We start from the raw sequence: 25870 nt of genomic DNA on the forward strand, positions 1-25870 counted from the left end.
CGCGGCGCGGCGGTCAGACCGCGCCGGGGAACCCCAGCCGGCGCCACGCCTCGTAGGTCGCCACGGCGGCGGCGTTGGAGAGGTTCATCGAGCGGCGGCCCGCGAGCATCGGGATGCGCAGCTCGGCGGTGATCTCGGGTCGGGCGAGCACGTCGTCGGGCAGCCCGGTCGGCTCGGGGCCGAACAGCAGGACGTCGTCGTCGCGGTAGTCGACGTCGGTGAACCAGGTCGTCGCGCGCGTCGTGAACGCGAGGACGCGTGCGGGCGCGACCGCGGCGAGCGCCGCGTCGAGGTCGGCGTGCACCGTGACGTGCGCGAGGTCGTGGTAGTCCAGCCCCGCGCGCCGCAGCTTGGGCTCGGACAGGTCGAAGCCGAGCGGCTCCACGAGGTGCAGCTCGGCGCCCGTCCCGGAGACCATCCTGATCGCGTTGCCGGTGTTCCCGGCGATCCGCGGCTCGAAGAGCATGACGCGCAGCACGGGGTGATCGTGCCAGGTGCGGGGGTGCGGGGGTGCGGGGGTGCGGGGGTGCGGGGGTGCGGGGGTGCGGGGGTGCGGGGGCTGCGCTGGGTGCGGCGGGTGCGGCGGGCGCGGGGCTGTCAGGCCCGGGGTGCTCGTGTTCGGGCGCGTCCCGCCGTCGGCGACGCCCCGCCCGCGCCACGCCTGGAAGGGCTCCAATACTGGAACCGTTCCAGACAACCTGCCATGATGGCGCCGTGCCCACCGCCCCGAGCTCCGTCGAGCGCCTCCGTTCCGCCGGCCTGCGCGTGACGAGCCCGCGCGTCGCGGTGCTCGACGTCCTGGGTGAGGCCCTGACCGCCGCGGAGCACCACCTGCCCGCAGCCGCCGTCGCCGAGCGGGCCCGCGCGCGCCTCGGGTCCCTCTCGACCCAGGCGGTCTACGACTGCCTCGACGCCCTGGTCCGCGCGGGTCTGGCCCGCGCGATCGAGCCGGCCGGGCTGCCGACGCTCTACGAGGCGCGCGTCGGGGACAACCACCACCACCTCGTGTGCCGCGGCTGCGGCGCGACGACCGACGTCGACTGCGCCGTGGGCGCGGCCCCGTGCCTCCTGCCGCACGGTGCGCCCGTCGGCTTCGTGGTCGACGAGGCCGAGGTGACGTTCTGGGGCCGCTGCGCCGCGTGCGCCGCGGCCGACGGTGCCGCTGCCGCCGGGGCTCCCGCAGTCCCGGCCGCGGCCGACGGCGCCGCTGCCGCCGGGCCTGCGCCGCGCGCGACGCCCGGCGCCTGACGGCCTGACCGCCCGCGCCCACCGGCGTCGGCGACCGCACGAAGGAAGGGAACCGCATGACCGACCAGCAGCAGCCCGACGACCGCCCGGTGCTGACCACCCGCCAGGGCCACCCCGTCGCGGACAACCAGAACCAGCGCACCGTCGGGTCGCGCGGCCCGGCGACGCTCGAGAACTACCAGTTCCTCGAGAAGATCAGCCACTTCGACCGCGAGCGGATCCCGGAGCGCGTCGTGCACGCGCGGGGGACGACGGCCTTCGGGTACTTCGAGGCGTACGGGACGCTCGGGGACGAGCCGATCGCCCGGTACACGCGGGCGAAGCTGTTCCAGGAGAAGGGCAAGCGCACCGACGTCGCGCTGCGGTTCTCGACGGTCGCCGGCGGCCGCGACTCCTCGGAGTCGGCGCGCGACCCGCGCGGCTTCGCGGTGAAGTTCTACACCGAGGACGGCAACTGGGACCTCGTCGGCAACAACCTGGGCGTCTTCTTCATCCGCGACGCGATCAAGTTCCCGGACTTCATCCACTCGCAGAAGCCCGACCCCGTGACCTTCGAGGCGAACGTCGCCAACCGCGCGTTCGACTTCTTCAGCCAGACGCCCGAGGCCATGCACATGATCATGCTGGTCTTCAGCCCGCGGGGGACGCCCGCGTCGTACCGGACCATGCAGGGGTTCGGGGTCAACACCTACAAGTGGGTCAACGCCGCGGGCGAGACGGTCCTGGTCAAGTACCACTGGCTGCCCAAGCAGGGCGTGCGGTCGTGGACGGCCGCCGACGCCGCCGCGGTCCAGGCGCAGACGCTCGGTGCGCACACCAAGGACCTCTACGACGCGATCGAGGCCGGCGACTTCCCCGAGTGGGAGCTCAACGTCCAGATCATGAGCGACGACGAGCACCCCGAGCTCGACTTCGACCCGCTCGACGACACCAAGGTCTGGCCCGAGGACCAGTTCCCGCTGCGCCCCGTCGGCCGCATGGTGCTCGACCGCAACGCGGGCGACGTCTTCACCGAGAACGAGCAGATCGCGTTCGGCACCGGAGTCCTCGTCGACGGCCTGGACTTCTCGGACGACAAGATGCTCGTCGGCCGCACGTTCTCCTACTCCGACACGCAGCGGTACCGCGTGGGTCCGAACTACCTGCAGCTGCCGGTCAACAAGCCGAAGGCTCCGGTGCACACCAACCAGCAGGGCGGCCAGATGGCGTACGGCCGCGACGAGGTGGGCACCAACCCGCACGTCAACTACGAGCCGTCCATCACCGGCGGCCTGCGGGAGGCGGCCAAGCCGGCGCCCCAGCAGAGCCCGGTCGTGAGGGGCCGCCTCACGCGCGAGCGCATCGAGCGGACCAACGACTACCTCCAGGCAGGTCAGCGCTTCCTCCTGTCGGAGCCGTGGGAGCAGGACGACCTGGTCGCGAACCTCGTCGCTGCCCTGTCGCAGTGCGACCGCGCGATCCAGGAGCGCATGCTCTGGCACTTCTTCATGGTCGAGGACGAGCTGGGCCGTCGCGTCGGCGACGGCATCGGCCTGACCGCCGACGACGTACGCCACCTCGAGCCGCTGCCCGGCCAGACGCTGACCGAGGAGGAGCGGACGCGCCTGGCGAACCTCGGCAAGAACGGCCCGCGCGACGTCAGCGGGCTCGTCATGACGCACTGCGTGCCGAACGAGCGGGTCGTCGTCGCCGGGTGACGACCAGGCCGACCGGTGGGTCGACCGGTGAGGTGGGCTCCGCCCGCTGAGGCCGGTGGCGCCTCACCCCGTGCCGACCCGTGCCGACCCGTCCGAGGGCCGTCGTCGGCCGTCCGCCCTGAGCGGACGTGCTGGCGGCGGCCCTCGTCGTCGTCCACGCTCGGTCCATGCACCTCGTGGTCCTGGGCGGGACGGGCTTCCTCAGCGGCGCCGTCGTCGACGCGGCGCTCGACCGCGGGCACACCGTGACGGCCGTGACGCGCGGGACGCGGCCGATGCTGGCGACGGCCGACGACGGCGCACTCCGGCACGTCGTCGGCGACCGCGACGACGCCGGGTCGCTGGGTGAGGCGCTCGCGCCCGTGCTCGCGCGGCGCGTCGACGCCGTCGTCGACTGCTGCGGCTACACGGTCGCGGGCGCTCGCGCCGCCGCCGAGGTGCTCGCCGACGTGCCGCGGTACGTGTACGTCAGCAGCATCAGCGCCTACCGCGACTGGCCACCGGGTCCTGTCCCCGACGAGAGCGCGCCGACGTTCGGGGCGGACGCGGACCTCGACGAGTACGGGCCGATGAAGGCCGAGAGCGAGCGCGTCCTCGCGGCGACGTTCGGGGACGCGGCGCTCGCGGTGCGCGCCGGGCTCATCGTGGGACCCGGTGACCGGACGAAGCGGCTCACGTGGTGGCTCGACCGCATCGCCCGCGAGGAGCGCGTCGTCGTCCCCGCCGAGGGCCTCGACCAGCCGGTCGCGGTCGTCGACGCGCGCGACCTCGGCGGGTGGCTCGTCGACGCCGCCGCGGCCGACTGGTCCGGCGCGGTCAACGCGACGGGCGACGCGGGGATGACGACCTTCGGCGCGCTCGTCGAGGCGTGCCGGGTCGCCGTGGCCGCCGACGGCGGTCGCGCCGCGGATCTCGTCGCCGTGCCGCAGGCAGACCTGCTCGCCGCCGGAGCGCAGCCGTGGCGCGACCTCCCGCTGTGGATGCCGAGCGATGTCGCGGCGACCGCGTGGCAGGTCGGGACGTCCCGCGCACGGCGGCTCGGCCTCCCGTCACGGCCGGTCGAGGAGACGGTCCGCGACACGTGGCGCTGGCTGAGCGACGCGGGGCTCGAGCACCCCGGGCTCCCGGAGGCCGTGCGGGCGGAGACGCACGGGCGCTGACGCGTCGCACGGGCGCTGACCCGTGGCACGGGTCCGGGCGACGGCCGGGGCGGTCGGGTGTCGCCCGGCCGGCGGCGCGCCTCGTAGCCTCGACGGGTGGTCGACGACAGCCCCGAGCTCGCGCCAGCCCCGCCGCCCGAGCGGTTCCTCCTCCGGGGGAGGCTCGAGACGATGCCGCGGCGCCGCGCCGACAAGGACCTCGTGCTCCGGTACCTCGGCACGTGCGCCGTCGGCGTCCACGAGCCGGTCGGCGAGCGCGAGCTGACGGAGCGCCTCGCCGACCTGGCACGGGATCCCGTAGGGCTGCGGCGCGAGCTCGTCGACGCGGGGGTCCTCACGCGCACGCGCGACGGGAGCGAGTACTGGCGGACGGTCGTGACGGAGTTCGACGACCTCCGGTGACGGTGGGCATCGCGGGCCTCGGCGGCGCCGCCGAGGACTAGCGTGGACCCGTGACGACGCCGTGGACCGCTGCCCCCGACCGCTACGACTCGATGACCTACCGGCGGTGCGGCCGGAGCGGTCTCGACCTTCCGGCCCTCTCGCTCGGGCTCTGGCACAACTTCGGTGACACGAAGCCGTTCGAGACGCAGCGCGCGATCCTGCGGCGCGCGTTCGACCTCGGCATCACGCACATCGACCTCGCGAACAACTACGGCCCGCCGTACGGGTCGGCCGAGGAGAACTTCGGCCGCGCCCTCGCGCTCGACCTGCGCCCGTACCGCGACGAGCTGATCATCTCGACCAAGGCCGGCTACGACATGTGGCCCGGCCCCTACGGTGACGGCGGCTCGCGCAAGTACCTGCTCTCGTCGCTCGACCAGTCGCTGCGCCGCATGGGCCTCGACTACGTCGACATCTTCTACAGCCACCGCTTCGACCCCACGACGCCGCTCGAGGAGACGATGGGTGCGCTGCACACCGCCGTCGTCAGCGGGCGCGCGCTCTACGCGGGCGTCTCGAGCTACTCGCCGTCCCAGACGCGCGAGGCCGCCCGGATCCTCGCGGACCTCGGCACGCCGCTGCTCATCCACCAGCCGAGCTACTCGATGTTCAACCGGCACGTCGAGCACGTCGCCGACGGCGAGGTCGAGACGCTGCTCGACGCGGTCGAGGACCTCGGCGTCGGCACCATCGTGTTCAGCCCGCTCCAGCAGGGCCTGCTGACCGGGCGCTACCTGTCCGGTGAGGTCCCCGCCGACTCGCGGGCCGCCGTCGGGCACTTCCTCAAGGCCGAGCGCATCTCCGATGAGTACCTCGCGCGGGCCCGCACCCTGGACGACGTGGCCACGGCCCGCGGGCAGAGCCTCGCGCAGCTCGCGCTGCGGTGGGTGCTGCGCGACCAGCGCGTCACGTCGGCGCTCATCGGCGCGAGCAGCGTCGCCCAGCTCGAGGACAACGTCGCCGCGCTGAGCGGGCCGGACCTCACCGACGACGAGCTCGCCGCGATCGAGCCGCACGCCGTGGACGGCACCGGCCGGTAGGCCGACCGCCTCAGGCGCCGAACGCGTGGAGCACCTCGACCAGCGGTGCCGGGTCGTGCGGCACCTCCGGGACGTACTCCGTGACGGTGAACCCGACGACGTCGGCGTGCGCGCGGAGCGTGGTCGCGACGGCCGCCAGGGTCGGCACGTCGAGCCCTCCCGGTGTGGGCACGGCGACGGCGGGGAACACCTCGGGGTCCAGCACGTCGAGGTCCAGGTGGACGTGCACCGGAGCCCCGGCCGGGATGCGGTCGAGGACCGCGGCGACCAGCGCGTCGGCGCCCGCGGGCGGGACCACCGCGACGTCGCCGGCGGCGAGGAAGTCCCGCTCCGCCGGATCGAGCTCCCGGACACCGAGAAGCATGGTGTGGTCGCCGCGCAGCGGCCGGTCCGGCACGAGGCCGGGGTGCCCGTCGCCGAGGAGCGCGCGCAGCGGCATGCCGTAGGCCAGACCGCTCGGGCTCGTCCCGGGCGTGTTGAGGTCGCCGTGCGCGTCGACCCAGATCACGTGCAGGTCAGGGTGCTGGTCGAGCAGCGCGCCCGCGACGGGCGTACCCATCGCGCAGTCGCCACCCAGGGCGACGACGCGTGACGCCCGGGACTCGCGCAGTGCCGCCGTGACGGCGCGCGCGTGGGCGACGACGGCCTCGGCGTCGAGGACGCCGAGGCCGCGCGTCGTGACGGGCGGACGCTGTGCGGCGGAACCGTGCGGATCGGGGACCTCGACGCGGGGCGCCCGCTGCGGGACGAGGGCGGCGAGGGCGTCGGCGCCCGCGACGACGCGCTCGTCACCACCGCCCCGCCACAGGGGGACGACCAGCTCGAGGTCTCGCGAGAGAGCATCCATGACGGAAGCATGGACATGCGGTGGACTGCATGTCCATGCTTTTCCGTCAGACGGGTACGCCCTCCGCGCGGTGACGGATGCCGCGCAGCATCTTCTCGGTCATCAGCGCGCTCACCCAGGCGACCGGCTCGACGACGCTCCCCGCCCACGGCGCCCGGTAGTGGTACCGCTCGCGGACGACGAGCCGGCTGTGCCCCTCGTCGCGGCCGGGCCGCACGACGAACGCCCACGAGAAGTCGAACAGCGCGGGGCCGTCGTCGTCGGTGGGTGCGCCGCCGTGCAGGACGAGGGCGTCGGGCGGCTCGACGAGCGCGACGCGCAGCGCGACGTCGGGGTGCAGGTGGACCTCGTCGCCGACGGCGACGTCCTGCCACGACCCCACGACGCGGTCGGCGTTGTGGATGTCGCAGCCGGCGAGGTTCTCGAGCGCCTCGTAGCTGTAGAAGCCGGCCTTGCCCTGCCCGATCTGCGCGAGCCACGGCCAGACGTGGTCGGGGTGGACGTCGACGTCGGTCGCGCGCGTGGCGACGAGGTCGGCGCGGGGGACGAGAGAGTCGCCCGGGAGGACGGCGGTGGTCTCGTCCGGGGTGGCCCCCCACTCCAGTGCCCGGCGGCGGGCGGTGGGGTAGGCGGCGACGACAGCCGTCGCCACGGCAGCGGCGACGGGGACGGCGGTACGACGCAGTGTGCTCATGCAGCCACTGAACGCCCGCACCGGCGGCGGCGACAGGGACGATCGGCCCGACTCCGCGCGCTCGGTCCTCGTGCGCCCTCGTCGAGATCAGGGTTCGTGTCGGCGAGTCGGGGGACACGCCGACACGAACTCTGATCTCGACGGGATGGGGGAGGCCTGCGGGACCGGAGGCCTCCTCAGGTCCTGGCTTCAGCGGTTGAGGTGGTCGCTGTCGATCGTGATCGGGTCGTCGACGTGCACGTCCAGCGCTTCCAGCCCCGGGCACTCCACGACGGCACGGACGAGCGGCCGGGGTCCGCCGACCAGGGTCGAGTCGAGGTCGATCTCCGTCGCGACGCACCACGAGCCGTCCACGGGCCACAGCAGGTTGGGGGACTGGGCCTCGAACCACGACGGCGTCACCTGGTGACCGAGGGACGTGACGTCGCGGAGGGAGCCACGGAACAGCAGGTACTCCCGGTGCGGGAGCTCGAGGCGTGGGCCCCGGAGGACCGACGGCTCGAAGGCGGGGCCCGGGTGACGAACGGCGCCCACGCCGTCGTCGTCCACGGAGACGACCGACACGGCGCCGCCGCCCTCGATCCAGCCGTACCCGTCCCAGAGCGCCACGACGACCTGTGCGTCGCCGCCGCCGGGCGCGTGGCGGGCCAGCACGTCGACCAGCGCGTGGGTGGCGTCCGGGCCGAGGTCGCCCTCCAGGGGTTCACCGCCGGCCCACGTGCCCGGTTCCTGGTCGCGCCACTGGCTCCTCGCCGCGACGGCCCAGAACTGCGCGGTCGGGTGCACGGTCCGTCCGGTGACCGCGGCGACGTCGGCCCACCGGACGTGGCGCTCCGTGTCGACGGTCGTGCGGTCGTCGAGCGGTGCGGGGACGGGATGGAGGATGCGTGCGTACGCCTCGAAGCCTCGCGGGACCACGGACCCGACGACGTCGCCGAACGGCGCCAGTCGGGGTCGGATCCATGCCCCGACGGACGGGTCGGGCTCGTGACGCAGCATGCGCGTGATCGTCCCAGAAAGGGCCCCGTGGCCGGTGCGCTTCTGCCCCAGGTCCGGGGCCTCCGTCGAGGTCAGAGTTCCTGTCGGCGAGTCGCTCGACACGCCGACGCGAAGCCTGACCTCAACGAGTAGTGGACGGATGACTGAGGCGACTCCTGGTCCTGAGGAGTCGCGCGACGCGAGCGACGAGCCGGTCGCGGTCGCGGAGGACGTCGTCTGCCGTGGCCGTGACCGTGACCCAGCCCAGCTCCTCGAGCCGCTGACGGCGCTCCACGTCCCGGCGCCAGACGGCACGGTCGGTGCGGTGCACGTCACCGTCGTACTCGACGACGATCCGCTCGCGCGCGTACTGCATGTCCGGCAGGGCGACGAAGCGCCCGTCGTCGTCGAGCACCGGGACGTTGACGAGCGGGCACGGCAGACCGCCGGACACGAGCGCGAGCCTCGCACGGGTCTCCATCGACGAGTCGGTGCCCGGCCGGCTCAGGGCCAACGCCGACGTCGCGACACGTCGCCCTCGCGTCCGGGGAGGAAGCGTTGCGAGCGCCTCCGCGAGGCGGTCCGACGACGAGATCGGCGCGACCCTCCGCAGGAGGCTGTCCGCGATCACGGTCGCCATCTCGACGCCGACGGTGGCCGCGACCTGGAGCCACGCCATCTCGGGCGTCACGACCGGGAGGTCGTCGACCAGGACCCACGGCGGCCGACGGCCGGCACGGTGCACCGCGAGCGTCGACCGCGCCGAGATCGTTCGCGCCGCCGGGACGGTCAGGTGGACCCGGTGGTCGGAGTCCAGCGGCCAGGGCGGCTCGGCACCGTGCAGCCTCAGCGCGGTGAGGTGGCTGACGACGGCGCCCTCGGGTGTGACGAGGAGCGCCGCCGCCGCGAGCGACCGTGTCGTGTCCGGCACGTCGTCGGCGGCACGGACCCCGCGGAGTCCCGTGCAGAGGTCACGCGCGCGCAGCGTGGAGTCGGTCACCCCGAGGCGGCGGGCCTCGGCGACCGTGAAGGGGCGACGGCGCAGCTCGGCGGGGAGATCCATCGGCCGGACGATGCCGGACGCCGCCCGCCGACCGACCCACGGACCGCCCAGCCTGTGCACCGTTCAGACGCCCCTGTTCGCTGCGGGGTCACGCGCGCTCGCCCGGCCTCGGTCGAGATCAGACTTCCTGTCAGCGAGTCGCGCGACACGCCGACGCGAAGTCTTATCTCGAAGGGGCCCGGACGCGCGCGGGGGGAGCGCGCGGGAGCGCGTGCGCGCGGGATCGCGGGTGCGTGCGCGCGGGCGGGGGAGTGCGCGGGCGGGGGAGCGCGCGGGCACGGGCGCGCGGGCGCGCTGGAGGGCGGGCAAGCGCGCGGGCGCGGCAGCGCGCGGGCTCGGGAGCGCTCGGCTGGGCTGGGTCAGCCCGCGAGGGCCGCGAGGACGCCCGCCCCGTAGCGGTCGAGCTTGGCGGCGCCGACGCCCGTGACGGTGCTGAGCTCGTCGAGCGTCGTCGGGCGCCTCGAGGCGATCTCGCGGAGCGTCGCGTCGTGGAAGACGACGTACGCGGGCACGCCCTGCTCCTTGGCGGCACCCGCACGCCACGCGCGCAGCGACTCGAACGTCGCGGTGGCCGCGTCGTCGAGCCCGACCGCCGCGGCGGGCTGCTTCGACCCGCTGCGCGACCCGCGGGACCGGACCCGCGCAGCACGCTCGGGCTCGCGCCGTAGCCGCACCTCGCGCTCGCCGCGCAGGACCGCGCCGCTCTCCTCGGTCACGCGCAGCGTGCCGTACCCGTCGCCGTCGACCGCGAGCAGGCCCTGCGCGAGGAGCTGCCGGACGACGCCGCGCCACTCGCCCTCGGACAGGTCCGCGCCGAGCCCGAACGTGCTGAGGCTCGTGTGCCCGAGCTGCGTGATCCGCGGCGTCTGCTTGCCGAGCAGGATGTCGACGAGGTGCCCGGCGCCGTAGCGCTGGCCGCGCTCGCGCTCGAGGCGCACCACGGTGCTGAGCAGCTTCTGCGCCGGGACCGTCCCGTCCCACGACTCGGGCGGGGTGAGGCACGTGTCGCAGTTGCCGCACGCCTGCCCGTCCTGGCCGAAGTACGCGAGCATCTGCACGCGCCGGCACGTGACCGTCTCGCACAGCGCGAGCATCGCGTCGAGGTGCGCGCCGAGCCGCCGCCGGTGCGCGGCGTCGCCCTCGGAGGTGTCGATCATGCGGCGCTGCTGCACGACGTCCTGCAGGCCGTACGCGAGCCACGCCGTCGACGGGAGCCCGTCACGGCCCGCGCGCCCCGTCTCCTGGTAGTACCCCTCGACCGACTTCGGCAGGTCGAGGTGGGCGACGAACCGCACGTCCGGCTTGTCGATCCCCATGCCGAACGCGATCGTCGCGACCATGACGAGCCCGTCCTCGCGCAGGAACCGCGACTGGTTCGCGGCGCGCACCCGGCGGTCGAGGCCGGCGTGGTACGGCAGCGCGGGGATGCCCTCGGCGGTGAGGAACGCGGCGGTCTGCTCGACGGACGCGCGCGAGAGGCAGTAGACGATCCCCGAGTCGCCCGCGTGCTCGGTGCGCAGCAGGTCGAGCAGCTGCGAGCGCGCGCTGGCCTTCGGGACGATCCGGTACTGGATGTTCGGACGGTCGAAGCTCGCGACGAACTGCCGCGCGTCCTCGAGCTGGAGCCGCGTCGCGATCTCGGCGCGGGTCTGCGCCGTCGCGGTCGCGGTGAGCGCGATGCGCGGGACGTCGGGCCAGCGCTCGTGCAGCATCGACAGCTCGAGGTAGTCGGGCCGGAAGTCGTGACCCCACTGCGACACGCAGTGCGCCTCGTCGATCGCGAACAGCGCGATGCGCGCGCGGTCGAGCAGCTCGACGGTCGCCGGGACGCGCAGGCGCTCGGGTGCGAGGTAGAGCAGGTCGAGCTCGCCCGCGAGGAGGTCGCGCTCGACGGCGCGGCGCTGGTCCGGGTCCTGCGTCGAGTTGAGGAACCCCGCGCGCACGCCGAGCGCCGAGAGCGCGTCCACCTGGTCCTGCATGAGCGCGATGAGCGGCGAGACGACGACGCCCGTCCCCGGCCTGACCAGGGCGGGGATCTGGTAGCACAGCGACTTGCCGCCGCCGGTCGGCATGAGCACGAGCGCGTCGCCGCCGTCGACGACGGTCCGGATGATCTCGGCCTGCTCGCCGCGGAAGGAGTCGTACCCGAACACCGTGCCGAGCACGTCGAGCGGGTCGGGCCGAGGGCCGTCGTCGGCCGTGGGCGGGACCGCGCGCGGCGGCGGGGGTGGCAGCGGGGGGCGCGCGCGTCGGCCGGGGGCGCCCGACGACGAGCCTGCCGCCGACGAACCGGCCGGCGACGCACCCGACGACGGGCCGGACGCGAACGGGTCCTCCGGTGGAGCGTCGTCGTACGCCGGGTCGTACGGGACGTCGTCGTACGCGGGGTCGAAGGGCGGCTCGACGTCGACGGGCCAGGGGGAGGTCACCCGGGAAGGGTACGAGGCGCGACTGACAGCGACGGCGTCGCGCACAGGCGCCGACGACGGCGACGCGCCGCGCACAGGCCGCCGACGACGGCGCCGCGCACCCCGCGCCTACCCTCGCCCCATGCCGGAGGACGACGACCGTCGCACGACCCCCACGCCCACCCTCGTGGTCGACGAGCAGGGCCGCCCGGAGCCGCCGCTCACGGGCGACGAGCTCTCGACCCTGCTGGGCTTCCTCGAGTTCCACCGCGCGACGCTGGCGTGGAAGTGCTCCGGGCTCGACGCGGCGGCCCTGCGCGCGACGCTCCCGCCGTCCACGATGACGCTCGGCGGGCTGCTCAAGCACCTGGCCTACGTCGAGGACAGCTGGTTCGGCGAGGTGCTGCTCGGGCAGGAGCCGGTCGCGCCGTGGGACACCGTGGACTGGTCCGCGGACCGCGACTGGGACTGGCACTCGGCCGCCGACGACGAGCCGGACGCGCTCCGACGGCTCTGCGAGGACGCCGTCGTACGCGCACGGCGTTCGGTCGAGCAGGCGCTCGCCGACGGCGGCCTCGACCGCCTCGCGGACCGGCGCAAGGCCGACGGCAGCGCGCCCAACCTGCGCTGGATCCTCGTCCACATGGTCGAGGAGTACGCGCGGCACAACGGCCACGCGGACCTGCTGCGCGAGGCCGTCGACGGTGCGACGGGCGAGTGAGGACGGCGCAGGACGGCGCAGGACGGCGCAGGACAGCGCAGGACAGCGCACGCCCGCCAAGGCCGGCGCGGGCAGCGGCGCGGCGCGACGGGCGGGTGAGGCCGACGGGGGCGCAGGGGCGGTCCGGCCCGGGCGTGTGCCCCGACGCCCTCGTCTAGCCTGACCGGGACGGAGGGAGGCGCGATGGCGCTCATCGGCGCGCACGTGCGTGGTGACGACCCGGTCGAGGCGGCGACGACGGTCGGCGCGGAGGCCGTGCAGGTGTTCCTGGCCGACCCGCAGGGGTGGAAGAAGCCCGTGCCGCGCGACGACGCCGACGCGATCCTCGGGTCGGGCCTGGGTCTCTACGCCCACGCGCCGTACCTGGTCAACGTCGCGTCGACCAACAACAAGATCCGCATCCCGAGCCGCAAGATGATCGCGCAGCACGCCGAGGCGGCCGCCGCGCTCGGCGGCAAGGGGCTGATCGTGCACGGCGGTCACGTGGGCGACGGCGACGACATCGCGGTCGGCGTCGACAACTGGCGCAAGACGTTCGAGCGCGACACGTTCCCCGTCCTCGTCCTCGTCGAGAACACGGCCGGCGGCGAGAACGCGTGCGCGCGGACGCTCGACCGCCTCGCGATGCTGTGGGACGCGATCGGCGGCTACGACGTCGGTCTGTGCCTCGACACGTGCCACGCGTGGGCTGCCGGCGAGGACCTCGAGACCATCGTGGAGCGCGTGCGCGCCATCACCGGCCGCATCGACCTCGTGCACGCGAACTCCTCGCGCGACCCGTTCGGATCGAGCCGCGACCGCCACGCGAACTTCGCCACGGGCACGATCCCGCCCGAGCTCATCGCGCACGTCGTCCGCGAGGCGGGGTGCGACGTCGTCGTCGAGACGCCGGTCGAGCGCCAGGCCGAGGACATCGCGTTCCTGCGGGCCGCGCTCGCGGGCTGAGCCCAGCGGCCTGATCCCCGCGGCCTGGTCCCAGCGGGTCTGCGCCCTCAGCGGTCGGCGTGCTCCGGCGGCCACACGACCTCGAACCGCTCGAAGACGACGTCCTCGGCCTCGTCGAACGCCTCGCCGCGCGCGGCGCAGACCCGCGTCCAGTAGCGCCGGTGACCCTCGAGCCAGGACGCGCGCGTGCGGTCGTCCTCGCCCTCGTCGTGTGCGAACGCGTCGTCGACGCTGTCGATCGGCCCGAGCCGCAGCTCCGTGGTCCGGAGGACGACGACGGGTGCGCCGTCGCCGTCGCACGCGACCCAGTGCGACCCGATGCGCGGGAGCGGCTCGCCGTGCGCGGGGAAGTCCGACGCGAGCGCCGCCGTCGCGCGCTTGGCGCCCGAGAGCACGAGGCCGAGCAGCTCGGCCGAGAGCTCGACCGAGTCGCCGAAGTGGTCGGCGACGTGCTCGGGCCCGGCCGCGGCCTGCGCCGGCCGTGCGGCGGCGTACTCGGCCCACATCCGCTCGGCGGCGTCGACGTCGGGCGGGGTCAGGGGCGTCCGGTCGCTCACCCGGCGATCCTGCCAGCCGCGGCTCGGCGGGCGCCGTCCCCGCGGCCGGCCCACGCCGACGCGTGCGGCCGGTCGACCCGGGACCGGCCGGCCTGCGAGGCCCCGTCCGCGTCAGACGCTCGGGACCTGCTCCAGGTGCCGGGTCTGCCGCGCGGCGTGCACGCGTGAGCGCCACGTGAGGAGCACGCCGCTGACGGCGGCCGCGGCGAGCGACGAGAGCAGGATCGACGCCTTGGCGTGCTCCGCGTGCGGCGACGTCTCGGCGAACGACAGCTCGCCGATGAGCAGCGACACCGTGAACCCGATGCCCGCGACGACGCTCACCGCGGCGAGGTCGGCCCACCGCACCGACGGGTCGAGGTTCGCGCGTGTGAGCCGGACGAGGAGGTACGTCGCGGTGAGGATGCCGAGCGGCTTGCCGAGCAGGAGCCCCACGGCGACGCCCTGGGCCGCGGGGTCGGCGACGGTCCCGGCGAGCGCCTCGGGCGAGAGGCTCACGCCGGCCGCGAACAGCGCGAACACGGGCACCGCGAGCCCTGCGGACACCGGCCGCCAGACGTGCTCGTAGTGCTCGGCGAGCCCGCGCTCGCGGCCCGCGCGCGCCGCGACGGGGACCGTGAAGCCGAGCACGACGCCCGCGATCGTGGCGTGCACCCCGGACGCGTGCATCGCGCCCCAGGTCGCGACGGCGACCGGCACGAGCAGCCACGGCGAGCCGCTGCGCCGCACGACGACGGCGAAGGCCGCGGCCAGCGCGAGCGCGGCCCCGAGCCACAGCGCGGCGATCCCGTCGCTGTAGAACACCGCGATGACGACGATGCCGAGCAGGTCGTCCACGACCGCGAGCGTCAGCAGGAACGCGCGCAGCGCGGTCGGCAGGCGCCGTCCGAACAGCGTGAGGACGGCGACGGCGAACGCGATGTCGGTCGCGACGGGGATCGCCCAGCCCTGGGCCGCGCCGTCGGCGCTCAGCGCGTTGACCGCGGTGTACAGCAGCGCGGGTGCCGCCATCCCGCCGACCGCGGCGAGGATCGGGACGATCGCGGTCGACGGGCGCCGCAGCTGCCCCTCGACCATCTCGCGCTTGAGCTCGAGCCCGACGACGAAGAAGAAGATCGCGAGCAGCCCGTCGGTCGCCCACTGCGCGAGCGTCAGGTCGAGGTGCAGCGCGTGCGGGCCGACGACGAGCCCGCTGAGGGCGGCGTAGCCGTCGCGTGCCGGGGAGTTGGCCCACACGAGCGCGACGGCGGCCCCGACCACGAGCAGCAGCGCGCCGGTGTTCTCGGCGCGCAGGGTGTCGGCGAAGTTGCGCAGCCCGCCGGGGGAGAGGACGCCGAAGGTCCGCGGTCGGTCGTTCATGCCGGTTCCTCGTGGGTGGTGGGAGCGGGGGTGCCGCGGGCTGGGGTGGTGGCAGCGGGCTCGGGGGGAGCGGGGGCCGTCGCGGAGGTGCCCGCCGTGGGCGCACCGGCCCGGGTCAGCGACGCGACGTGCTCCTGGACGACGCTCGTGTCGAGGTCCCCGAGGCCCGCCGCGGTCAGGTCGGTGAAGACGCCGCGGACGGCGTCGAGCTGAGGCGTCGCGGTGCCGGTCCGGGCGGCCTCCTCGGCCGCGAAGCGCAGGTCCTTGACCATGAAGCGTGCGGGGCCGGACGGGCTGTGGTCGTGCGCGGCGAAGCGGTGCTTCTTGACCTCGAGCAGACGGCTGCCCGCGTAGCCGCCGCCCAGGAGGTCGAGCATCGCGCCGACGTCGAGCCCGGCGCGCTCCGCGACGACGGACGCCTCGCCGAGCGCGAGGACGGTCGCGGCCACGATCATCTGGTTGCACGCCTTGGCGACCTGCCCGGCGCCGAGCGGCCCGAGGTGGACGGCCGTCCCGGTCGCCGCCAGCACGGGCGCGACCACGGCGACGTCGTCCGCGGGTCCGCCGACCATGACCGACAGGGTGCCGGCCACCGCGCCCTCCTCGCCGCCGCTCACGGGTGCGTCGACGACGTGCACGAGGCCGCCTGTCGCGGAGCGCGCGCGCCGGTCGAGAGCGCGCACCCCCTCGGGTGACACGGTCGAGCTGACGACGACGACGACCGGGCGCGTCACGCCCGCGAGCAGGCCCTCGGGTCCGTCGAGCACCGCGTCGACGTCCGGCAGGTCGGGGACCATGAGCACGACCACGTCGACGTGCGCCGCCATCGCGCGTGCGGAGTCGTGCCAGGTCGCGCCCCCGGCGAGGAGCCGGTCGGCGCTCGCGCGGCGTCGCGCCGTGACGTGCAGGTCGAAGCCCGCCCGCAGGACGTGCTCCGCCATGGGGGCGCCCATCACGCCGAGGCCGACGAACCCGACGGCGGTCACCGCGCGACCTCGTCCGCGAGCGGCTGCGCACCCTCGCGCGTGGCCCGCTCGCGGACCTCGCGTGCGGCCGCCACCAGCCCGAGGCTCGCCCGTGCGACCGCGAGGCGCGCCTCGACCGAGGCGTCCCGCGGCCGCACCGACACCTTGACGGCGACGAGGGTCGCGGGACCGGCCGCCGCGAGGGTGTCGCGGACCTCGTCGACCCCGAGGAGCGACGCGGCGGACGCGGCGAGCGCGGGGTCGTCGCCGCGCGGCGGGATGTGGGCGTCCCCCCACGCGTCGCCCCACGCGGTCGGGGCGTCCGTGGCCCCGGACAGGACCACCGCGCCCAGCACGCCGGCGGCGCGCGCGGCCCGGACGTGCTCGACGGGCGTCGCGGTGCTGCGTCCCTCGATCGCCGAGCGTCCCCAGTTGACCGCGACGCCGACGCCGGCCGCGCGGGCGACGGCGTCGAGCTCGTCGGCCAGCGGCAGGAACCCCTTGGCTGCGGGTCGGTCGCCCACGCGCTCGTCGCAGTGCTCGACGAGCAGGCGGGCGCCCGCGAGGTCGACGGCGACCAGCTCGTCGAGCGAGCGCGTGAGGGCGTCCGTGGATCCCTCGCGGGGTCCCGGCGCGCTGTGGACCTCGATCCCGACGACGCGCGCACGGCCGGCGCGGTCGGCGAGCCGACGCGCGAAGCTCGCGGCGCGCGCGACGTCGGCGACCGCCCGGTCCCGGCCGTCGTCGTCCGCGGAGGCGAGCCCGTACGCGGCGTCGTGCGCGAGCCGTCCCATGACGGTCGGGATGCACGTGACGAGAAGGTCCCATGCGGGGTCGACGTCCCACACGCCCGCGTCGGTGAGGGGCTCGGCGGGCAGCGGCAGCTCGAGGCCCCCGACGCCGAGCGCGGCCACGCCCTCGTACAGCGCGCGCGCCTCGGCGGGGTCGGCGGGTTCGAGGGCGTAGGCGCCCAGCAGGGGGAGGGGTCGTGCGACGTCGTCGTCCATCGGTCCTCGGTCCACTCGGGGAGGTCGGCCTCAGCGGAGGACGAAACCCGCAGGAGCCTCGTCGTTCCGTAAGGCGGAACATAGTTCCACTGGCTGGTTGTGCGCCAGTGTCTCCCGCGTCCCTGAGATGCGGCGGGACCAAGGTCTCGTTGACCGATGGCGCCAGGAGGGCTACTTTCGGTTCCGTACACCGGAACTGTGTTCCATGAACCAACTGCTGACGCCGAGGTCAGACCGACCGCAACACAGGAGTTGGGTCCGATCCGTGAGGTGGCGCCGCCGCCCCGGCCAGACGAGGTTCAGCCCCCTGAACCGCAGAGGAGATGTCCAAGCATGAGGCGGAACAAGGTTGTTTCGATCAGCGCGCTGCTGGGCGCGTCGCTCGTCGCGCTCACCGCGTGCAGCGCCGGCACCACCCCGGTCGCGCAGGAGACCGGCGACGCCGGCGGCGCCGAGGCGCCCGCGGCGAACGCCGACACCGTGGTCATGAAGGCGGCGTTCAACCAGCCCGAGACCCATCCGCAGTACATCGTCCTCGACGAGCTCGGCGACAAGCTCATGGAGGCCACCGACGGCGCGTACGACATCGAGGTCTTCCCGAACGAGACCCTCGGCGCGCAGCGCGAGACGATCGAGCTCGTCCAGGCCGGCACGATCGAGATGGCCTACGTCGGCGGTCCGCTCCTGGAGAACTTCAACCCGGACTTCGTCGTCTTCAACCTGCCGTTCGTCTTCGACTCGCCCGAGCACCAGAGCGAGGTCACGAACGACCCGGAGATCGTCGGCGACCTCTACTCCTCGCTCGAGGACCAGGGCATCAAGGTCCTCAGCGCGTTCCACGGCGGCGTCCGGTCGGTCTACAACTCGGAGAAGCCGATCACCACGCCCGCCGACCTGGCCGGCATGAAGATCCGCGTCATCGAGTCCGACACGAACATCGAGATGATGTCGCTGATGGGCGGCACCGGGACGCCGATGGGTCAGGGCGAGGTCTACACCGCGATCCAGTCGGGCGTCATCGAGGGCGGCGAGAACAACGAGCTCATCTACTCGAACCTCAAGCACGCCGAGGTCGCGCCGTACTACAGCTACACGCGCCACCTCATGTTCCCCGACTACCTGATCATCAACCCGACCGTCTGGGAGGGCATGTCGGCCGAGCACCAGGAGATCTTCACCGAGCTCCTCGCCGAGGCCCGCGTGCACGAGGCCGAGCTCTGGAAGGAGCAGGTCTCCGAGGGCATCGCCGCCGCCGAGGCCGCGGGTGCGCAGTTCAACGAGGTCGACGCCGAGGCGTTCGCCGAGGTCATCGCGCCGCTCACGGAGTCGAAGCTGACGAACGACGTGACCCGCTCCATCTACGACCAGGTCCGCGCCGCGGCCGAGTGAGCCGCACCGTCGCCCCGGAGAGGTCCTTCCCGTGAATCTCGTCAAGAACGCGCTCGACCGCGTGCTGACGTGGGCCTGCGTCGCGCTGTTCGCGCTGCTCGTGGTCGACGTCGCATGGCAGGTCTTCGCGCGGCAGGTCCTCGACCAGCCCAGCGGCTGGTCCGAGGAGCTCGCCAAGTACCTGTTCATCTGGCTGGGCCTCTTCGGGGCGGCGCTCGTCTTCGGCGAGCGCGGCCACATCGCGGTCGACGTGCTCGCCAAGAAGCTCCCCGTCATGGTCCAGCGGACCCTCGCGGTCGTCGTGCAGCTCGCCGTCCTCACCTTCACGGGCCTGGCGCTCGTGTGGGGTGGGCTGCGGGTCGTCGACCTCGCGTGGGAGCAGAACCTGACCGGCCTGCCGGTCAACGTCGGCCCGCTGTACCTCGCGCTGCCGATCTCGGGCGTCCTCATCGCCTTCTACACCGTCTACCACCTGCTCAAGCTGTTCACCGGCGAGGAGACCGCCGCCGTGGACGACGCCGAGCCCGACGTGATCTGAGGCGACGACCATGGAAGCTGCAGGCCTCGCGGCGCTGATCCTGCTCGGCGGGATCGCGCTCCTCCTCCTGATCGGCGCGCCGATCAGCATCGCCGTCGGACTGTCGTCGGTCGTCGCCCTGTTCACGGCGCTCGGCGTCGAGAACGGCGTGCTCACCTCCGCCCAGCAGGTGTTCCGCGGGATCAACTCGTTCCCGCTGCTCGCGATCCCGTTCTTCGTGCTGGCGGGCGTCATCATGAACAACGGCGGGATAGCCCTGCGGCTCGTCAACGCCGCCAAGGTGATGGTCGGCAAGGCGCCCGGCTCGCTCGCGCAGACCAACGTCGCCGCGAACGCGCTCTTCGGGGCCGTGTCCGGCTCGGGCGTCGCGGCCGCCGCTGCGATCGGCTCGACGATCGGCCCGATCCAGGCCCGTGAGGGCTACCCCCGGCCGTTCGCCGCCGCGACGAACATCGCGTCGGCCCCGTCCGGGATGATCATCCCGCCGAGCAACCTGATGATCGTCTACTCGCTCGTCTCGAGCTCGTCGATCGCTGCGCTCTTCGTGGCCGGCTACATCCCCGGTGCGCTGTGGGTGCTGGCGTGCATGCTCATCGTCTTCCTCTACGCGCGGAAGCGCCCCGAGATGCGGGTCAGCGAGCGCATCGGCGTCGCCGAGGGCGTCAGGACCGTCGTCGCCGCGCTCCCCGCGCTGCTGCTCATCGTCGTCGTCATCGGCGGCATCCTCCTCGGGTACTTCACGCCGACCGAGGCCTCGAACATCGCGGTCATCTACTCGCTCGTGCTGGCCTTCGCCTACAAGGCGATCAACGTCGGCGACATCCCGCGCATGCTCATGGACGCGACCCGCACGACGGCGGTCGTCATGTTCCTCATCGGCGTCTCGTCGATCATGGGCTTCGTCATGTCGTTCGCCCGCATCCCCCAGATGGCGGCCGACGCGATCTACGGCATCAGCAGCAACCCGATCGTCATCCTGCTGCTCATCGCGGTCATCCTGCTGGTCATCGGGTGCTTCATGGACCCGACGCCCGCGGTGCTGATCTTCACGCCGATCTTCCTGCCGATCGTCATGGCCATGGGGATCCACCCCGTGCACTTCGGGATCATGATGGTCTTCAACCTCTCGCTGGGGACCATCACGCCACCGGTCGGCCCGATCCTCTTCGTCGGCGCCAAGGTCGCGAACATCTCGATCGAGGACGTCACCCGGCGCCTGCTGCCGTTCTTCGCGGCCCTGCTCGTCGTCCTGGTCATGGTGATCTTCACGCCCGCCCTGAGCATGTGGCTCCCGACCCAGCTGGGTCTGGTCACGCCGTAGCCGGCCGCCCGGGCGCCCGCCTCCACGGGGCCGGCGCCCGGGCCGCCCACCGACACACCCGCCGTACCCGACAGACCCGAGAGGCACGTGATGGAACAGCGTTACGCCACCAGCCCGGAGCAGATCCCCGGCATGGACACCGCGGAGCTCCGCCGTCGGTACCTCGTCCAGGACCTCTTCGTGCCCGGTGAGGTGCGCGCGGTCTACACGCACCACGACCGCGTCGTGCTCGTCGGCGCGAGCCCCACGGCCGAGCCGGTCGCCCTGCCGACGTTCCCCGAGATCCGCTCCGACGTGTTCCTCGAGCACCGCGAGATCGGCATCGTCAACGTGGGTGGCGCCGGGACCGTCACGGTCGACGGCACGGTGCACGAGCTCGGCCACGGCGCGTGCCTGTACGTGGGCCGCGGCGCCCAGGAGGTCGTCTTCGCGTCGACCGCCGCCGACGACGAGCACGGCAGCGCGCGGTTCTACGGCGTCTCGGCACCCGCGCACACCGCGTACCCGACGACGCTCGTGCCCGCGGGTCAGGGGACGGTGCGCGAGCTCGGCGACCCGCTCACGTCGAACCGCCGGACGCTCAACCAGTACATCCACGAGAACGGCGTGCGCAGCTGCCAGGTCGTCATGGGCGTCACGACGCTGCACCCCGGCAGCATGTGGAACACCATGCCGGCCCACACGCACGACCGGCGCATGGAGGCGTACCTCTACTTCGACCTGCCCGACGACGCGCGCGTCGTGCACCTGATGGGCCGTCCCGACGAGACGCGCCACCTCCTCGTCGCGAACCAGGAGGCGATCATCTCGCCGAGCTGGTCCGTGCACAGCGGCGTCGGCACCGCGAGCTACAGCTTCGTGTGGGCCATGGCCGGGGAGAATCAGTCGTTCGACGACATGGACGGCTTCGCGATCGCCGACATGCGCTGACCCCCACCCCACAGAAGGCGACGACCATGGTCACCACCGCAACCCCCGGGGCCCACCCGGGCGACGTCGGCACCGAGCCGCTGCAGGCCGCCGCGCCGCTCGCCGCCGCGAACGCGAGCGAGAAGACGCTGCTCGTGCTCGAGGCCGCGCTGACGCACGCCCGGTTCACGGACGTCGTCGAGGCGACGGGCCTCGCGAAGGCGACCGTGCACCGGATCCTGACGACGCTCGTCGAGCGCGGGTTCGTCACGGTGACCGCCGAGGGGAGCTACCAGCCCGGGCCGCAGATCCTCGCGCTCGCCGGGCGTGCGCTGCAGCGCATCGACATCTCGGCCATCGCGCGTCCGTTCGTCGACGAGCTCGTCGCCGCCGTCCGCTGCACCGTGCACGTCGGCGCGGTCAACGGCGACGAGATCATCTACCTGATCCGATCCGACGGCGACAAGCCGTACCAGATGCCCTCGCGCGTGGGCCTGTCGATCCCGATGCACTCGTCGGGCATCGGCAAGGTCGTTCTCAGCGGGTACTCCGACGACGAGCTCGTCCGGTTCGCCGTCCGCGCGGGCCTGCCGCGCCGCACCGAGCACACCATCACGTCGCTCGAGCAGCTGCGCCACGAGATCGCCGACGTGCGCGCCAAGGGCTACGCGCTGGACCGCGAGGAGAACGTGCCGGGCGTCGCGTGCGTGGCGGCACCCATCCGCGACCACACGGGGACGATCAAGTACGGCCTGAGCATCTCGACCATCACCCTCGAGCACACGCTCGAGCAGGTGGAGGCCATGGCGGCGCACGCCGTGGCCACCGCCGACCGGATCTCCGCGGCGCTGGGGCACGTCGGCTGAGCCGACCCCCGCGCGTGGTGCCCGGTCGCACGACCGCACGACGCACCGACCGACACCACAGAGAGCACCGCGACATGACCAACGCAGCCACCAGCCCCGCCGCCTACGTCGAGGGCCTGTTCAGCCTCGAGGGCAAGCTCGCCGTCGTCACGGGCGCCAGCCAGGGCATCGGCCTCGCGATCGCCGAGGCGCTCGCCTCCGCCGGCGCGGACGTGATCGGCGTGAGCCACGACATGCCCGAGGGCGACAGCGAGGTGCGGTCCGTCGTCGAGGGCCTCGGCCGCACGTTCACGCCGCTGCGCGCCGACTTCTCGGACCGCGCGCAGGTCACCGCGCTCGCGGCCGACCTCGCGGGCCGCGGCGTCGACATCCTCGTCAACAACGGCGGCACGATCCGCCGCACGCCCGCCGCGCTGCACTCCGACGAGGACTTCGACCACGTCGTCGACGTCAACCTGCGCGCGACGTTCGTCCTGTCGCGCGAGGTCGGCCGCACGATGATCGAGCGGGGGAGCGGGCGGATCGTCAACACCGCGTCGATGCTGAGCTTCCAGGGCGGGATCAACGTGCCCGGCTACACGTCGTCGAAGTCGGCCGTCGCGGGCCTGACCAAGGCGCTCGCCAACGAGTGGGCCGACAAGGGCGTGAACGTCAACGCCGTCGCGCCGGGCTACGTCGCGACCGCGAACACGCACCAGCTCCGCCAGGACGCCGAGCGCAGCCAGGCGATCCTCGACCGCATCCCCGCGGGCCGCTGGGCCGAGGCGTCCGACATCGCGGGCGCCGTCCTCTTCCTCTGCTCGCGCGCCGCGGACTACGTGCACGGCGCGATCCTGCCCGTCGACGGCGGCTGGCTGGCCCGCTGATGCGCATCGTCATCACCGAGTGCGACCACGACTCGTTCGAGGACGAGCACGGCGTCGTCGACCCGGTGGGTGCCGAGCTCGTGCTCACGCAGTCGCGGACGCCCGAGGAGCTCGTCGCGAACGCTGCCGACGCCGACGGGATCCTCGTCCAGTACGCGTCGATCACGGCGGAGGTCATGGACGCGCTGCCGCGCCTGCGCGCGATCGGCCGGTACGGCGTGGGCGTCGACTCGGTCGACGTCGCGGCGGCGACCGAGCGCGGCATCGCGGTGTGCAACGTGCCGGACTACGGCACCGAGGCGGTCTCGGACCACGCGATCGCGATGGCGCTCGCGACGGCGCGCGGCATCCCGCGGCTCGACCGCGGCGTGCGCGCGGGCTCGTTCGACCTCGTCGCGGTCCGCCCGCTGTTCCAGACGCGCGGGCGCGTGTTCGGCGTCGTCGGGATGGGCCTGATCGGCACCGCGACCGCCCGCAAGGCGGCCGGGCTCGGGTACGAGGTCATCGGGTACGACGTGCTCGCCGAGCCCGGGACCGAGTTCCACGGGTTCCCCGCGGTGACGCTCACCGAGCTCCTCGAGCGGTCGCAGGTCGTGTCGCTGCACACGCCGCTCACCGACGAGACGCGCGGCATGGTCGGCGCCGAGCAGATCGCGCTCATGCGGGCCGACGCGATCCTCGTCAACACGAGCCGGGGCGGCGTCGTCGACACCCCCGCGCTCGTGGACGCCCTGCGCGAGGGCCGCATCCGCGGCGCCGCGATCGACGTCCACGAGCAGGAGCCGCTGCCACCCGACCACCCGCTCACGTCGTTCGACTCGGTCGTGCTCACGCCGCACCTGGCCTGGTACACCGAGGAGTCCTACGGCGAGCTCAAGCGCCGGACGATCGAGAACGTGGTCGACGTGTGCTCCGACCGCGTGCCGCGCAACGTCGTCAACCCCGAGGTGCTGGGGGCCCCCGGCCGCAACGCGACCGTCCGCGCAGTGCGCACGCCCACACCCGCGCCCGCCCCCACGCCCGCCCCCACGTCAGGAGCAGCCGGATGAGCACCGACACGAGCAGCATGCGCGCCGCCGTGTGGACGGGCACCGACGCGGTCGAGGTCCGCGACGTCGCCCTGCCCGAGGTTCCCGAGGGCTGGGCGCTCGTGCGCGTCGCCTACAACGGGATCTGCGGGACCGACCTGTCGATCCTGCACGGCAGGCACCCGCGCGCGCAGGCGCCGCTCGTGCCCGGGCACGAGATCTCCGGCTGGGTCGAGCGGGCCGGCGCCTCGGGCCCGCGCGAGGGCGCGCTCGTCATCGCCGAGCCGCTGATCAGCTGCGGCACGTGCCGCGCGTGCCGCGACGGGCACGGGCACGTGTGCCGCGACCTGAAGCTCTACGGCATCGACGCCCCCGGCGGCATGGCGCAGTACGTCGCGCTGCCGCCCGACGTCCTGCACGAGGTCCCGTCCTCGGTCGACCCGCGCACGGCCGCGCTCGCCGAGCCGCTCGCCGTCGCGGTGCACGCCGTCGCGCTGTCCGGCATGCAGCCCGGCGACACCGTCGCGGTGCACGGCGCGGGGCCGATCGGCGTGCTCACCGCGCTCGTCGCGCGGCACGAGGGCGCCGGCACCGTCGTCGTCACCGAGCCGAGCGCGTGGCGCCGCGAGGTCGCCGAGGGCATGGGGTTCACCGTCGTGCCCGAGGGCTCGTCGATGGCCGACGTGCTCGCGCCGCTGACCGACGGCGAGGGCGCCGACGTCACGTTCGACTCCGCGGCGCACCCGAGCGTCGCCGCGCAGCTCACCGCGACGACGCGCGTGCTCGGCCGGATCGTCGTCGTCGGCGTCTACAAGCAGCCGACGCCGGTCGACCTCCAGGCGGTCTGCTTCAAGGAGCAGACGATGGTCGGCGTCCGCGTCTACACGACCGCCGACGTGCGCCGCGCGATCGAGCTCCTCGCCGACGACGCGCTCGGCCTCGGGTCGTTCCCGACCCGCGCGTACGACCTGGGCGACGTCGAGGCCGCGTTCGCCGCGGCGACGTCGGGCCAGGACTGCCTCAAGGTCCTCGTGACCCCCCTCGACGGAAAGGCCGACGCATGAGCACGCCCTTCGACCTCACGGGCCGGACGGCCGTCGTCACCGGGGGCGGGCGCGGCCTGGGCCGCGGGATCAGCGAGGCACTGCTGGCGGCGGGCGCCGACGTCGTGGTGCTGTCGCGCGGTGCCGTGCCGGACGAGCTGACCGCGTACGCGGCGGGCCTCGGCCGGACCGTGAGCCACTACGCGCTCGACCTCGGCGACGGCGACGCGATCGCCGCGACCGCCGAGCGCGTCCTGGCGGACCACCGCGTCGACGTCCTCGTCAACAACGCGGGCACGCAGGACCGGCACCCGGCGGTCGACTTCCCGCTCGACGCGTGGGACCGCGTGATCGACGTCAACCTGCGCGCGGTGTTCCAGCTGTGCCAGCTCTTCGGCCGGCCCATGCTCGAGCGCGGCGAGGGCAAGGTGGTCAACCTCGCGTCGCTCCTGTCCTTCCAGGGCGGCATCACCGTGCCCGCGTACGCCGCGAGCAAGGGCGCCGTCGCGCAGCTCACCAAGGCGCTGTGCAACGAGTGGGCGGGCAAGGGCGTCAACGTCAACGCCGTCGCGCCCGGCTACATGGCGACCGACATGAACGAGGCGCTGCTCGCCGACCCCGTGCGGCTCGAGCAGCTCTCCGTGCGGATCCCGGCCGGGCGGTGGGGCACGCCGCAGGACATGGGCGGCGTCGTCGTCTTCCTCGCGTCCGACGCCGCGGCGTACGTGCACGGCCAGGTCGTCGCGGTCGACGGCGGGTGGCTCGCGCGCTGACGCG

The 25870-nt window shown here is 73.9% G+C and carries 26 protein-coding genes; 16 read left to right on the plus strand and 10 right to left on the minus strand.

From position 1 onward, the window contains the following. Nucleotides 1-13: 13 nt before the first annotated feature. Nucleotides 14-478, minus strand: coding sequence for a tRNA (cytidine(34)-2'-O)-methyltransferase (locus IEV86_RS11115; RefSeq protein ID WP_043603329.1), 465 nt, complete (start codon nucleotides 476-478; stop codon nucleotides 14-16). Between the two features lie 236 nt (nucleotides 479-714). On the opposite strand from IEV86_RS11115, the gene IEV86_RS11120 reads away from it, so the two are divergent. The 5 genes from IEV86_RS11120 to mgrA all read left to right on the plus strand — a co-directional run bounded on the left by IEV86_RS11120 (nucleotide 715) and on the right by mgrA (nucleotide 5589). Continuing rightward, nucleotides 715-1248, plus strand: coding sequence for a Fur family transcriptional regulator (locus tag IEV86_RS11120; RefSeq protein WP_188484667.1), 534 nt, complete (start codon nucleotides 715-717; stop codon nucleotides 1246-1248). Between the two features lie 56 nt (nucleotides 1249-1304). Further along, entirely contained in the window at nucleotides 1305-2945 is a 1641-nt protein-coding gene (locus IEV86_RS11125) for a catalase (protein ID WP_043609883.1), read from the plus strand. A 167-nt stretch (nucleotides 2946-3112) separates the two neighbouring features. Further along, on the plus strand, nucleotides 3113-4105 hold the full coding sequence (locus tag IEV86_RS11130; RefSeq protein ID WP_081978930.1) for an NAD-dependent epimerase/dehydratase family protein: 993 nt from the start codon (nucleotides 3113-3115) through the stop codon (nucleotides 4103-4105). A gap of 96 nt (nucleotides 4106-4201) precedes the next feature. Further along, the gene (locus IEV86_RS11135) at nucleotides 4202-4507 is read left to right on the plus strand and encodes a DUF2087 domain-containing protein (protein WP_052426543.1); all 306 of its coding nucleotides are present in this window, start codon (nucleotides 4202-4204) and stop codon (nucleotides 4505-4507) included. 50 nt (nucleotides 4508-4557) lie between these two features. After that, entirely contained in the window at nucleotides 4558-5589 is a 1032-nt protein-coding gene (gene mgrA / locus IEV86_RS11140) for an L-glyceraldehyde 3-phosphate reductase (RefSeq protein ID WP_043609875.1), read from the plus strand. Between the two features lie 10 nt (nucleotides 5590-5599). Here mgrA and IEV86_RS11145 read toward each other — a convergent pair whose 3' ends face one another. The 5 genes from IEV86_RS11145 to recQ all read right to left on the minus strand — a co-directional run bounded on the left by IEV86_RS11145 (nucleotide 5600) and on the right by recQ (nucleotide 11600). Next, complete coding sequence (locus IEV86_RS11145) at nucleotides 5600-6436, minus strand: arginase family protein (RefSeq protein ID WP_043609872.1); 837 nt, start codon at nucleotides 6434-6436, stop codon at nucleotides 5600-5602. A 46-nt stretch (nucleotides 6437-6482) separates the two neighbouring features. Next, a complete protein-coding gene (locus IEV86_RS11150; RefSeq protein WP_081978928.1) occupies nucleotides 6483-7130 on the minus strand; it encodes a hypothetical protein in 648 nt (215 codons plus the stop codon). Nucleotides 7131-7319: 189 nt separating this feature from the next. Continuing rightward, nucleotides 7320-8129, minus strand: a complete 810-nt coding sequence (locus tag IEV86_RS11155; protein WP_043610482.1) for a hypothetical protein — start codon at nucleotides 8127-8129, stop codon at nucleotides 7320-7322. Nucleotides 8130-8250: 121 nt separating this feature from the next. Next, nucleotides 8251-9171 carry a DUF559 domain-containing protein gene (locus IEV86_RS11160; protein WP_043610481.1) on the minus strand — a complete coding sequence of 307 codons (921 nt, stop codon included), beginning with the start codon at nucleotides 9169-9171 and terminating at the stop codon, nucleotides 8251-8253. Between the two features lie 359 nt (nucleotides 9172-9530). Continuing rightward, a complete protein-coding gene (gene recQ / locus IEV86_RS11165; protein ID WP_081978788.1) occupies nucleotides 9531-11600 on the minus strand; it encodes a DNA helicase RecQ in 2070 nt (689 codons plus the stop codon). A 121-nt stretch (nucleotides 11601-11721) separates the two neighbouring features. On the opposite strand from recQ, the gene IEV86_RS11170 reads away from it, so the two are divergent. Together IEV86_RS11170 and IEV86_RS11175 are read left to right on the plus strand one after the other, a co-directional pair. Next, entirely contained in the window at nucleotides 11722-12300 is a 579-nt protein-coding gene (locus IEV86_RS11170; protein ID WP_052426303.1) for a DinB family protein, read from the plus strand. Nucleotides 12301-12483: 183 nt separating this feature from the next. Further along, complete coding sequence (locus tag IEV86_RS11175) at nucleotides 12484-13245, plus strand: deoxyribonuclease IV (protein ID WP_043607567.1); 762 nt, start codon at nucleotides 12484-12486, stop codon at nucleotides 13243-13245. A 47-nt stretch (nucleotides 13246-13292) separates the two neighbouring features. On the opposite strand, the gene IEV86_RS11180 is transcribed toward IEV86_RS11175, so the two are convergent. The 4 genes from IEV86_RS11180 to IEV86_RS11195 form a co-directional block, all read right to left on the minus strand. Next, on the minus strand, nucleotides 13293-13802 hold the full coding sequence (locus tag IEV86_RS11180; protein WP_043607569.1) for an ASCH domain-containing protein: 510 nt from the start codon (nucleotides 13800-13802) through the stop codon (nucleotides 13293-13295). Between the two features lie 111 nt (nucleotides 13803-13913). Next, the gene (nhaA, locus tag IEV86_RS11185; protein WP_043607570.1) at nucleotides 13914-15161 is read right to left on the minus strand and encodes a Na+/H+ antiporter NhaA; all 1248 of its coding nucleotides are present in this window, start codon (nucleotides 15159-15161) and stop codon (nucleotides 13914-13916) included. Continuing rightward, nucleotides 15158-16147 (minus strand): NAD(P)-dependent oxidoreductase, encoded by a 990-nt coding sequence (locus tag IEV86_RS11190; RefSeq protein ID WP_229734614.1) that lies wholly within the window; start codon nucleotides 16145-16147, stop codon nucleotides 15158-15160. Before IEV86_RS11190 ends, nhaA begins: the two co-directional genes overlap by 4 nt. Next, complete coding sequence (locus IEV86_RS11195) at nucleotides 16144-17133, minus strand: DUF4862 family protein (protein WP_081978789.1); 990 nt, start codon at nucleotides 17131-17133, stop codon at nucleotides 16144-16146. Before IEV86_RS11195 ends, IEV86_RS11190 begins: the two co-directional genes overlap by 4 nt. Nucleotides 17134-17466: 333 nt before the next feature. Here IEV86_RS11195 and IEV86_RS11200 point away from each other — a divergent pair, with 333 nt between their 5' ends. The 9 genes from IEV86_RS11200 (at nucleotide 17467) to IEV86_RS11240 (ending at nucleotide 25866) form a co-directional block, all read left to right on the plus strand. Beyond that, nucleotides 17467-18522, plus strand: a complete 1056-nt coding sequence (locus tag IEV86_RS11200) for a TRAP transporter substrate-binding protein (protein WP_043607572.1) — start codon at nucleotides 17467-17469, stop codon at nucleotides 18520-18522. Between the two features lie 31 nt (nucleotides 18523-18553). Then, nucleotides 18554-19060: a TRAP transporter small permease gene (locus tag IEV86_RS11205; RefSeq protein WP_043607574.1), complete on the plus strand. Its 507-nt coding sequence runs from the start codon at nucleotides 18554-18556 to the stop codon at nucleotides 19058-19060. Between the two features lie 10 nt (nucleotides 19061-19070). Next, a complete protein-coding gene (locus tag IEV86_RS11210) occupies nucleotides 19071-20381 on the plus strand; it encodes a TRAP transporter large permease (protein WP_043607576.1) in 1311 nt (436 codons plus the stop codon). Nucleotides 20382-20471: 90 nt separating this feature from the next. Further along, nucleotides 20472-21311 carry a 5-dehydro-4-deoxy-D-glucuronate isomerase gene (gene kduI, locus IEV86_RS11215; RefSeq protein ID WP_043607577.1) on the plus strand — a complete coding sequence of 280 codons (840 nt, stop codon included), beginning with the start codon at nucleotides 20472-20474 and terminating at the stop codon, nucleotides 21309-21311. Between the two features lie 26 nt (nucleotides 21312-21337). Beyond that, complete coding sequence (locus tag IEV86_RS11220) at nucleotides 21338-22156, plus strand: IclR family transcriptional regulator (RefSeq protein ID WP_081978790.1); 819 nt, start codon at nucleotides 21338-21340, stop codon at nucleotides 22154-22156. Nucleotides 22157-22230: 74 nt separating this feature from the next. After that, nucleotides 22231-23022, plus strand: a complete 792-nt coding sequence (locus tag IEV86_RS11225; RefSeq protein ID WP_052426304.1) for an SDR family oxidoreductase — start codon at nucleotides 22231-22233, stop codon at nucleotides 23020-23022. Then, complete coding sequence (locus tag IEV86_RS11230) at nucleotides 23022-24071, plus strand: C-terminal binding protein (RefSeq protein WP_081978791.1); 1050 nt, start codon at nucleotides 23022-23024, stop codon at nucleotides 24069-24071. Before IEV86_RS11225 ends, IEV86_RS11230 begins: the two co-directional genes overlap by 1 nt. After that, on the plus strand, nucleotides 24068-25114 hold the full coding sequence (locus IEV86_RS11235) for a zinc-dependent alcohol dehydrogenase (protein ID WP_052426305.1): 1047 nt from the start codon (nucleotides 24068-24070) through the stop codon (nucleotides 25112-25114). The genes IEV86_RS11230 and IEV86_RS11235 overlap by 4 nt, the downstream gene beginning before the upstream one ends. Beyond that, a complete protein-coding gene (locus IEV86_RS11240; RefSeq protein WP_043607578.1) occupies nucleotides 25111-25866 on the plus strand; it encodes a glucose 1-dehydrogenase in 756 nt (251 codons plus the stop codon). Before IEV86_RS11235 ends, IEV86_RS11240 begins: the two co-directional genes overlap by 4 nt. The last annotated feature ends 4 nt before the right edge of the window (nucleotides 25867-25870 follow it).

The organism is Cellulomonas carbonis, assembly GCF_014636275.1.
GTDB lineage: Bacteria > Actinomycetota > Actinomycetes > Actinomycetales > Cellulomonadaceae > Actinotalea > Actinotalea carbonis.

Bases quoted from the DNA above. Each gene is read 5' to 3' on its own strand.
- IEV86_RS11125 (WP_043609883.1), top strand. From the start codon at position 1,305: ATGACCGACCAGCAGCAGCCCGACGACCGCCCGGTGCTGACCACCCGC.
- IEV86_RS11130 (WP_081978930.1), top strand. From the start codon at position 3,113: ATGCACCTCGTGGTCCTGGGCGGGACGGGCTTCCTCAGCGGCGCCGTC.
- IEV86_RS11145 (WP_043609872.1), bottom strand. From the start codon at position 6,436: ATGGATGCTCTCTCGCGAGACCTCGAGCTGGTCGTCCCCCTGTGGCGG.
- IEV86_RS11150 (WP_081978928.1), bottom strand. From the start codon at position 7,130: ATGAGCACACTGCGTCGTACCGCCGTCCCCGTCGCCGCTGCCGTGGCG.
- IEV86_RS11155 (WP_043610482.1), bottom strand. From the start codon at position 8,129: ATGCTGCGTCACGAGCCCGACCCGTCCGTCGGGGCATGGATCCGACCC.
- IEV86_RS11160 (WP_043610481.1), bottom strand. From the start codon at position 9,171: ATGGATCTCCCCGCCGAGCTGCGCCGTCGCCCCTTCACGGTCGCCGAG.
- IEV86_RS11170 (WP_052426303.1), top strand. From the start codon at position 11,722: ATGCCGGAGGACGACGACCGTCGCACGACCCCCACGCCCACCCTCGTG.
- IEV86_RS11175 (WP_043607567.1), top strand. From the start codon at position 12,484: ATGGCGCTCATCGGCGCGCACGTGCGTGGTGACGACCCGGTCGAGGCG.
- nhaA (WP_043607570.1), bottom strand. From the start codon at position 15,161: ATGAACGACCGACCGCGGACCTTCGGCGTCCTCTCCCCCGGCGGGCTG.
- IEV86_RS11195 (WP_081978789.1), bottom strand. From the start codon at position 17,133: ATGGACGACGACGTCGCACGACCCCTCCCCCTGCTGGGCGCCTACGCC.
- IEV86_RS11200 (WP_043607572.1), top strand. From the start codon at position 17,467: ATGAGGCGGAACAAGGTTGTTTCGATCAGCGCGCTGCTGGGCGCGTCG.
- IEV86_RS11210 (WP_043607576.1), top strand. From the start codon at position 19,071: ATGGAAGCTGCAGGCCTCGCGGCGCTGATCCTGCTCGGCGGGATCGCG.
- kduI (WP_043607577.1), top strand. From the start codon at position 20,472: ATGGAACAGCGTTACGCCACCAGCCCGGAGCAGATCCCCGGCATGGAC.
- IEV86_RS11220 (WP_081978790.1), top strand. From the start codon at position 21,338: ATGGTCACCACCGCAACCCCCGGGGCCCACCCGGGCGACGTCGGCACC.
- IEV86_RS11225 (WP_052426304.1), top strand. From the start codon at position 22,231: ATGACCAACGCAGCCACCAGCCCCGCCGCCTACGTCGAGGGCCTGTTC.
- IEV86_RS11230 (WP_081978791.1), top strand. From the start codon at position 23,022: ATGCGCATCGTCATCACCGAGTGCGACCACGACTCGTTCGAGGACGAG.
- IEV86_RS11235 (WP_052426305.1), top strand. From the start codon at position 24,068: ATGAGCACCGACACGAGCAGCATGCGCGCCGCCGTGTGGACGGGCACC.
- IEV86_RS11240 (WP_043607578.1), top strand. From the start codon at position 25,111: ATGAGCACGCCCTTCGACCTCACGGGCCGGACGGCCGTCGTCACCGGG.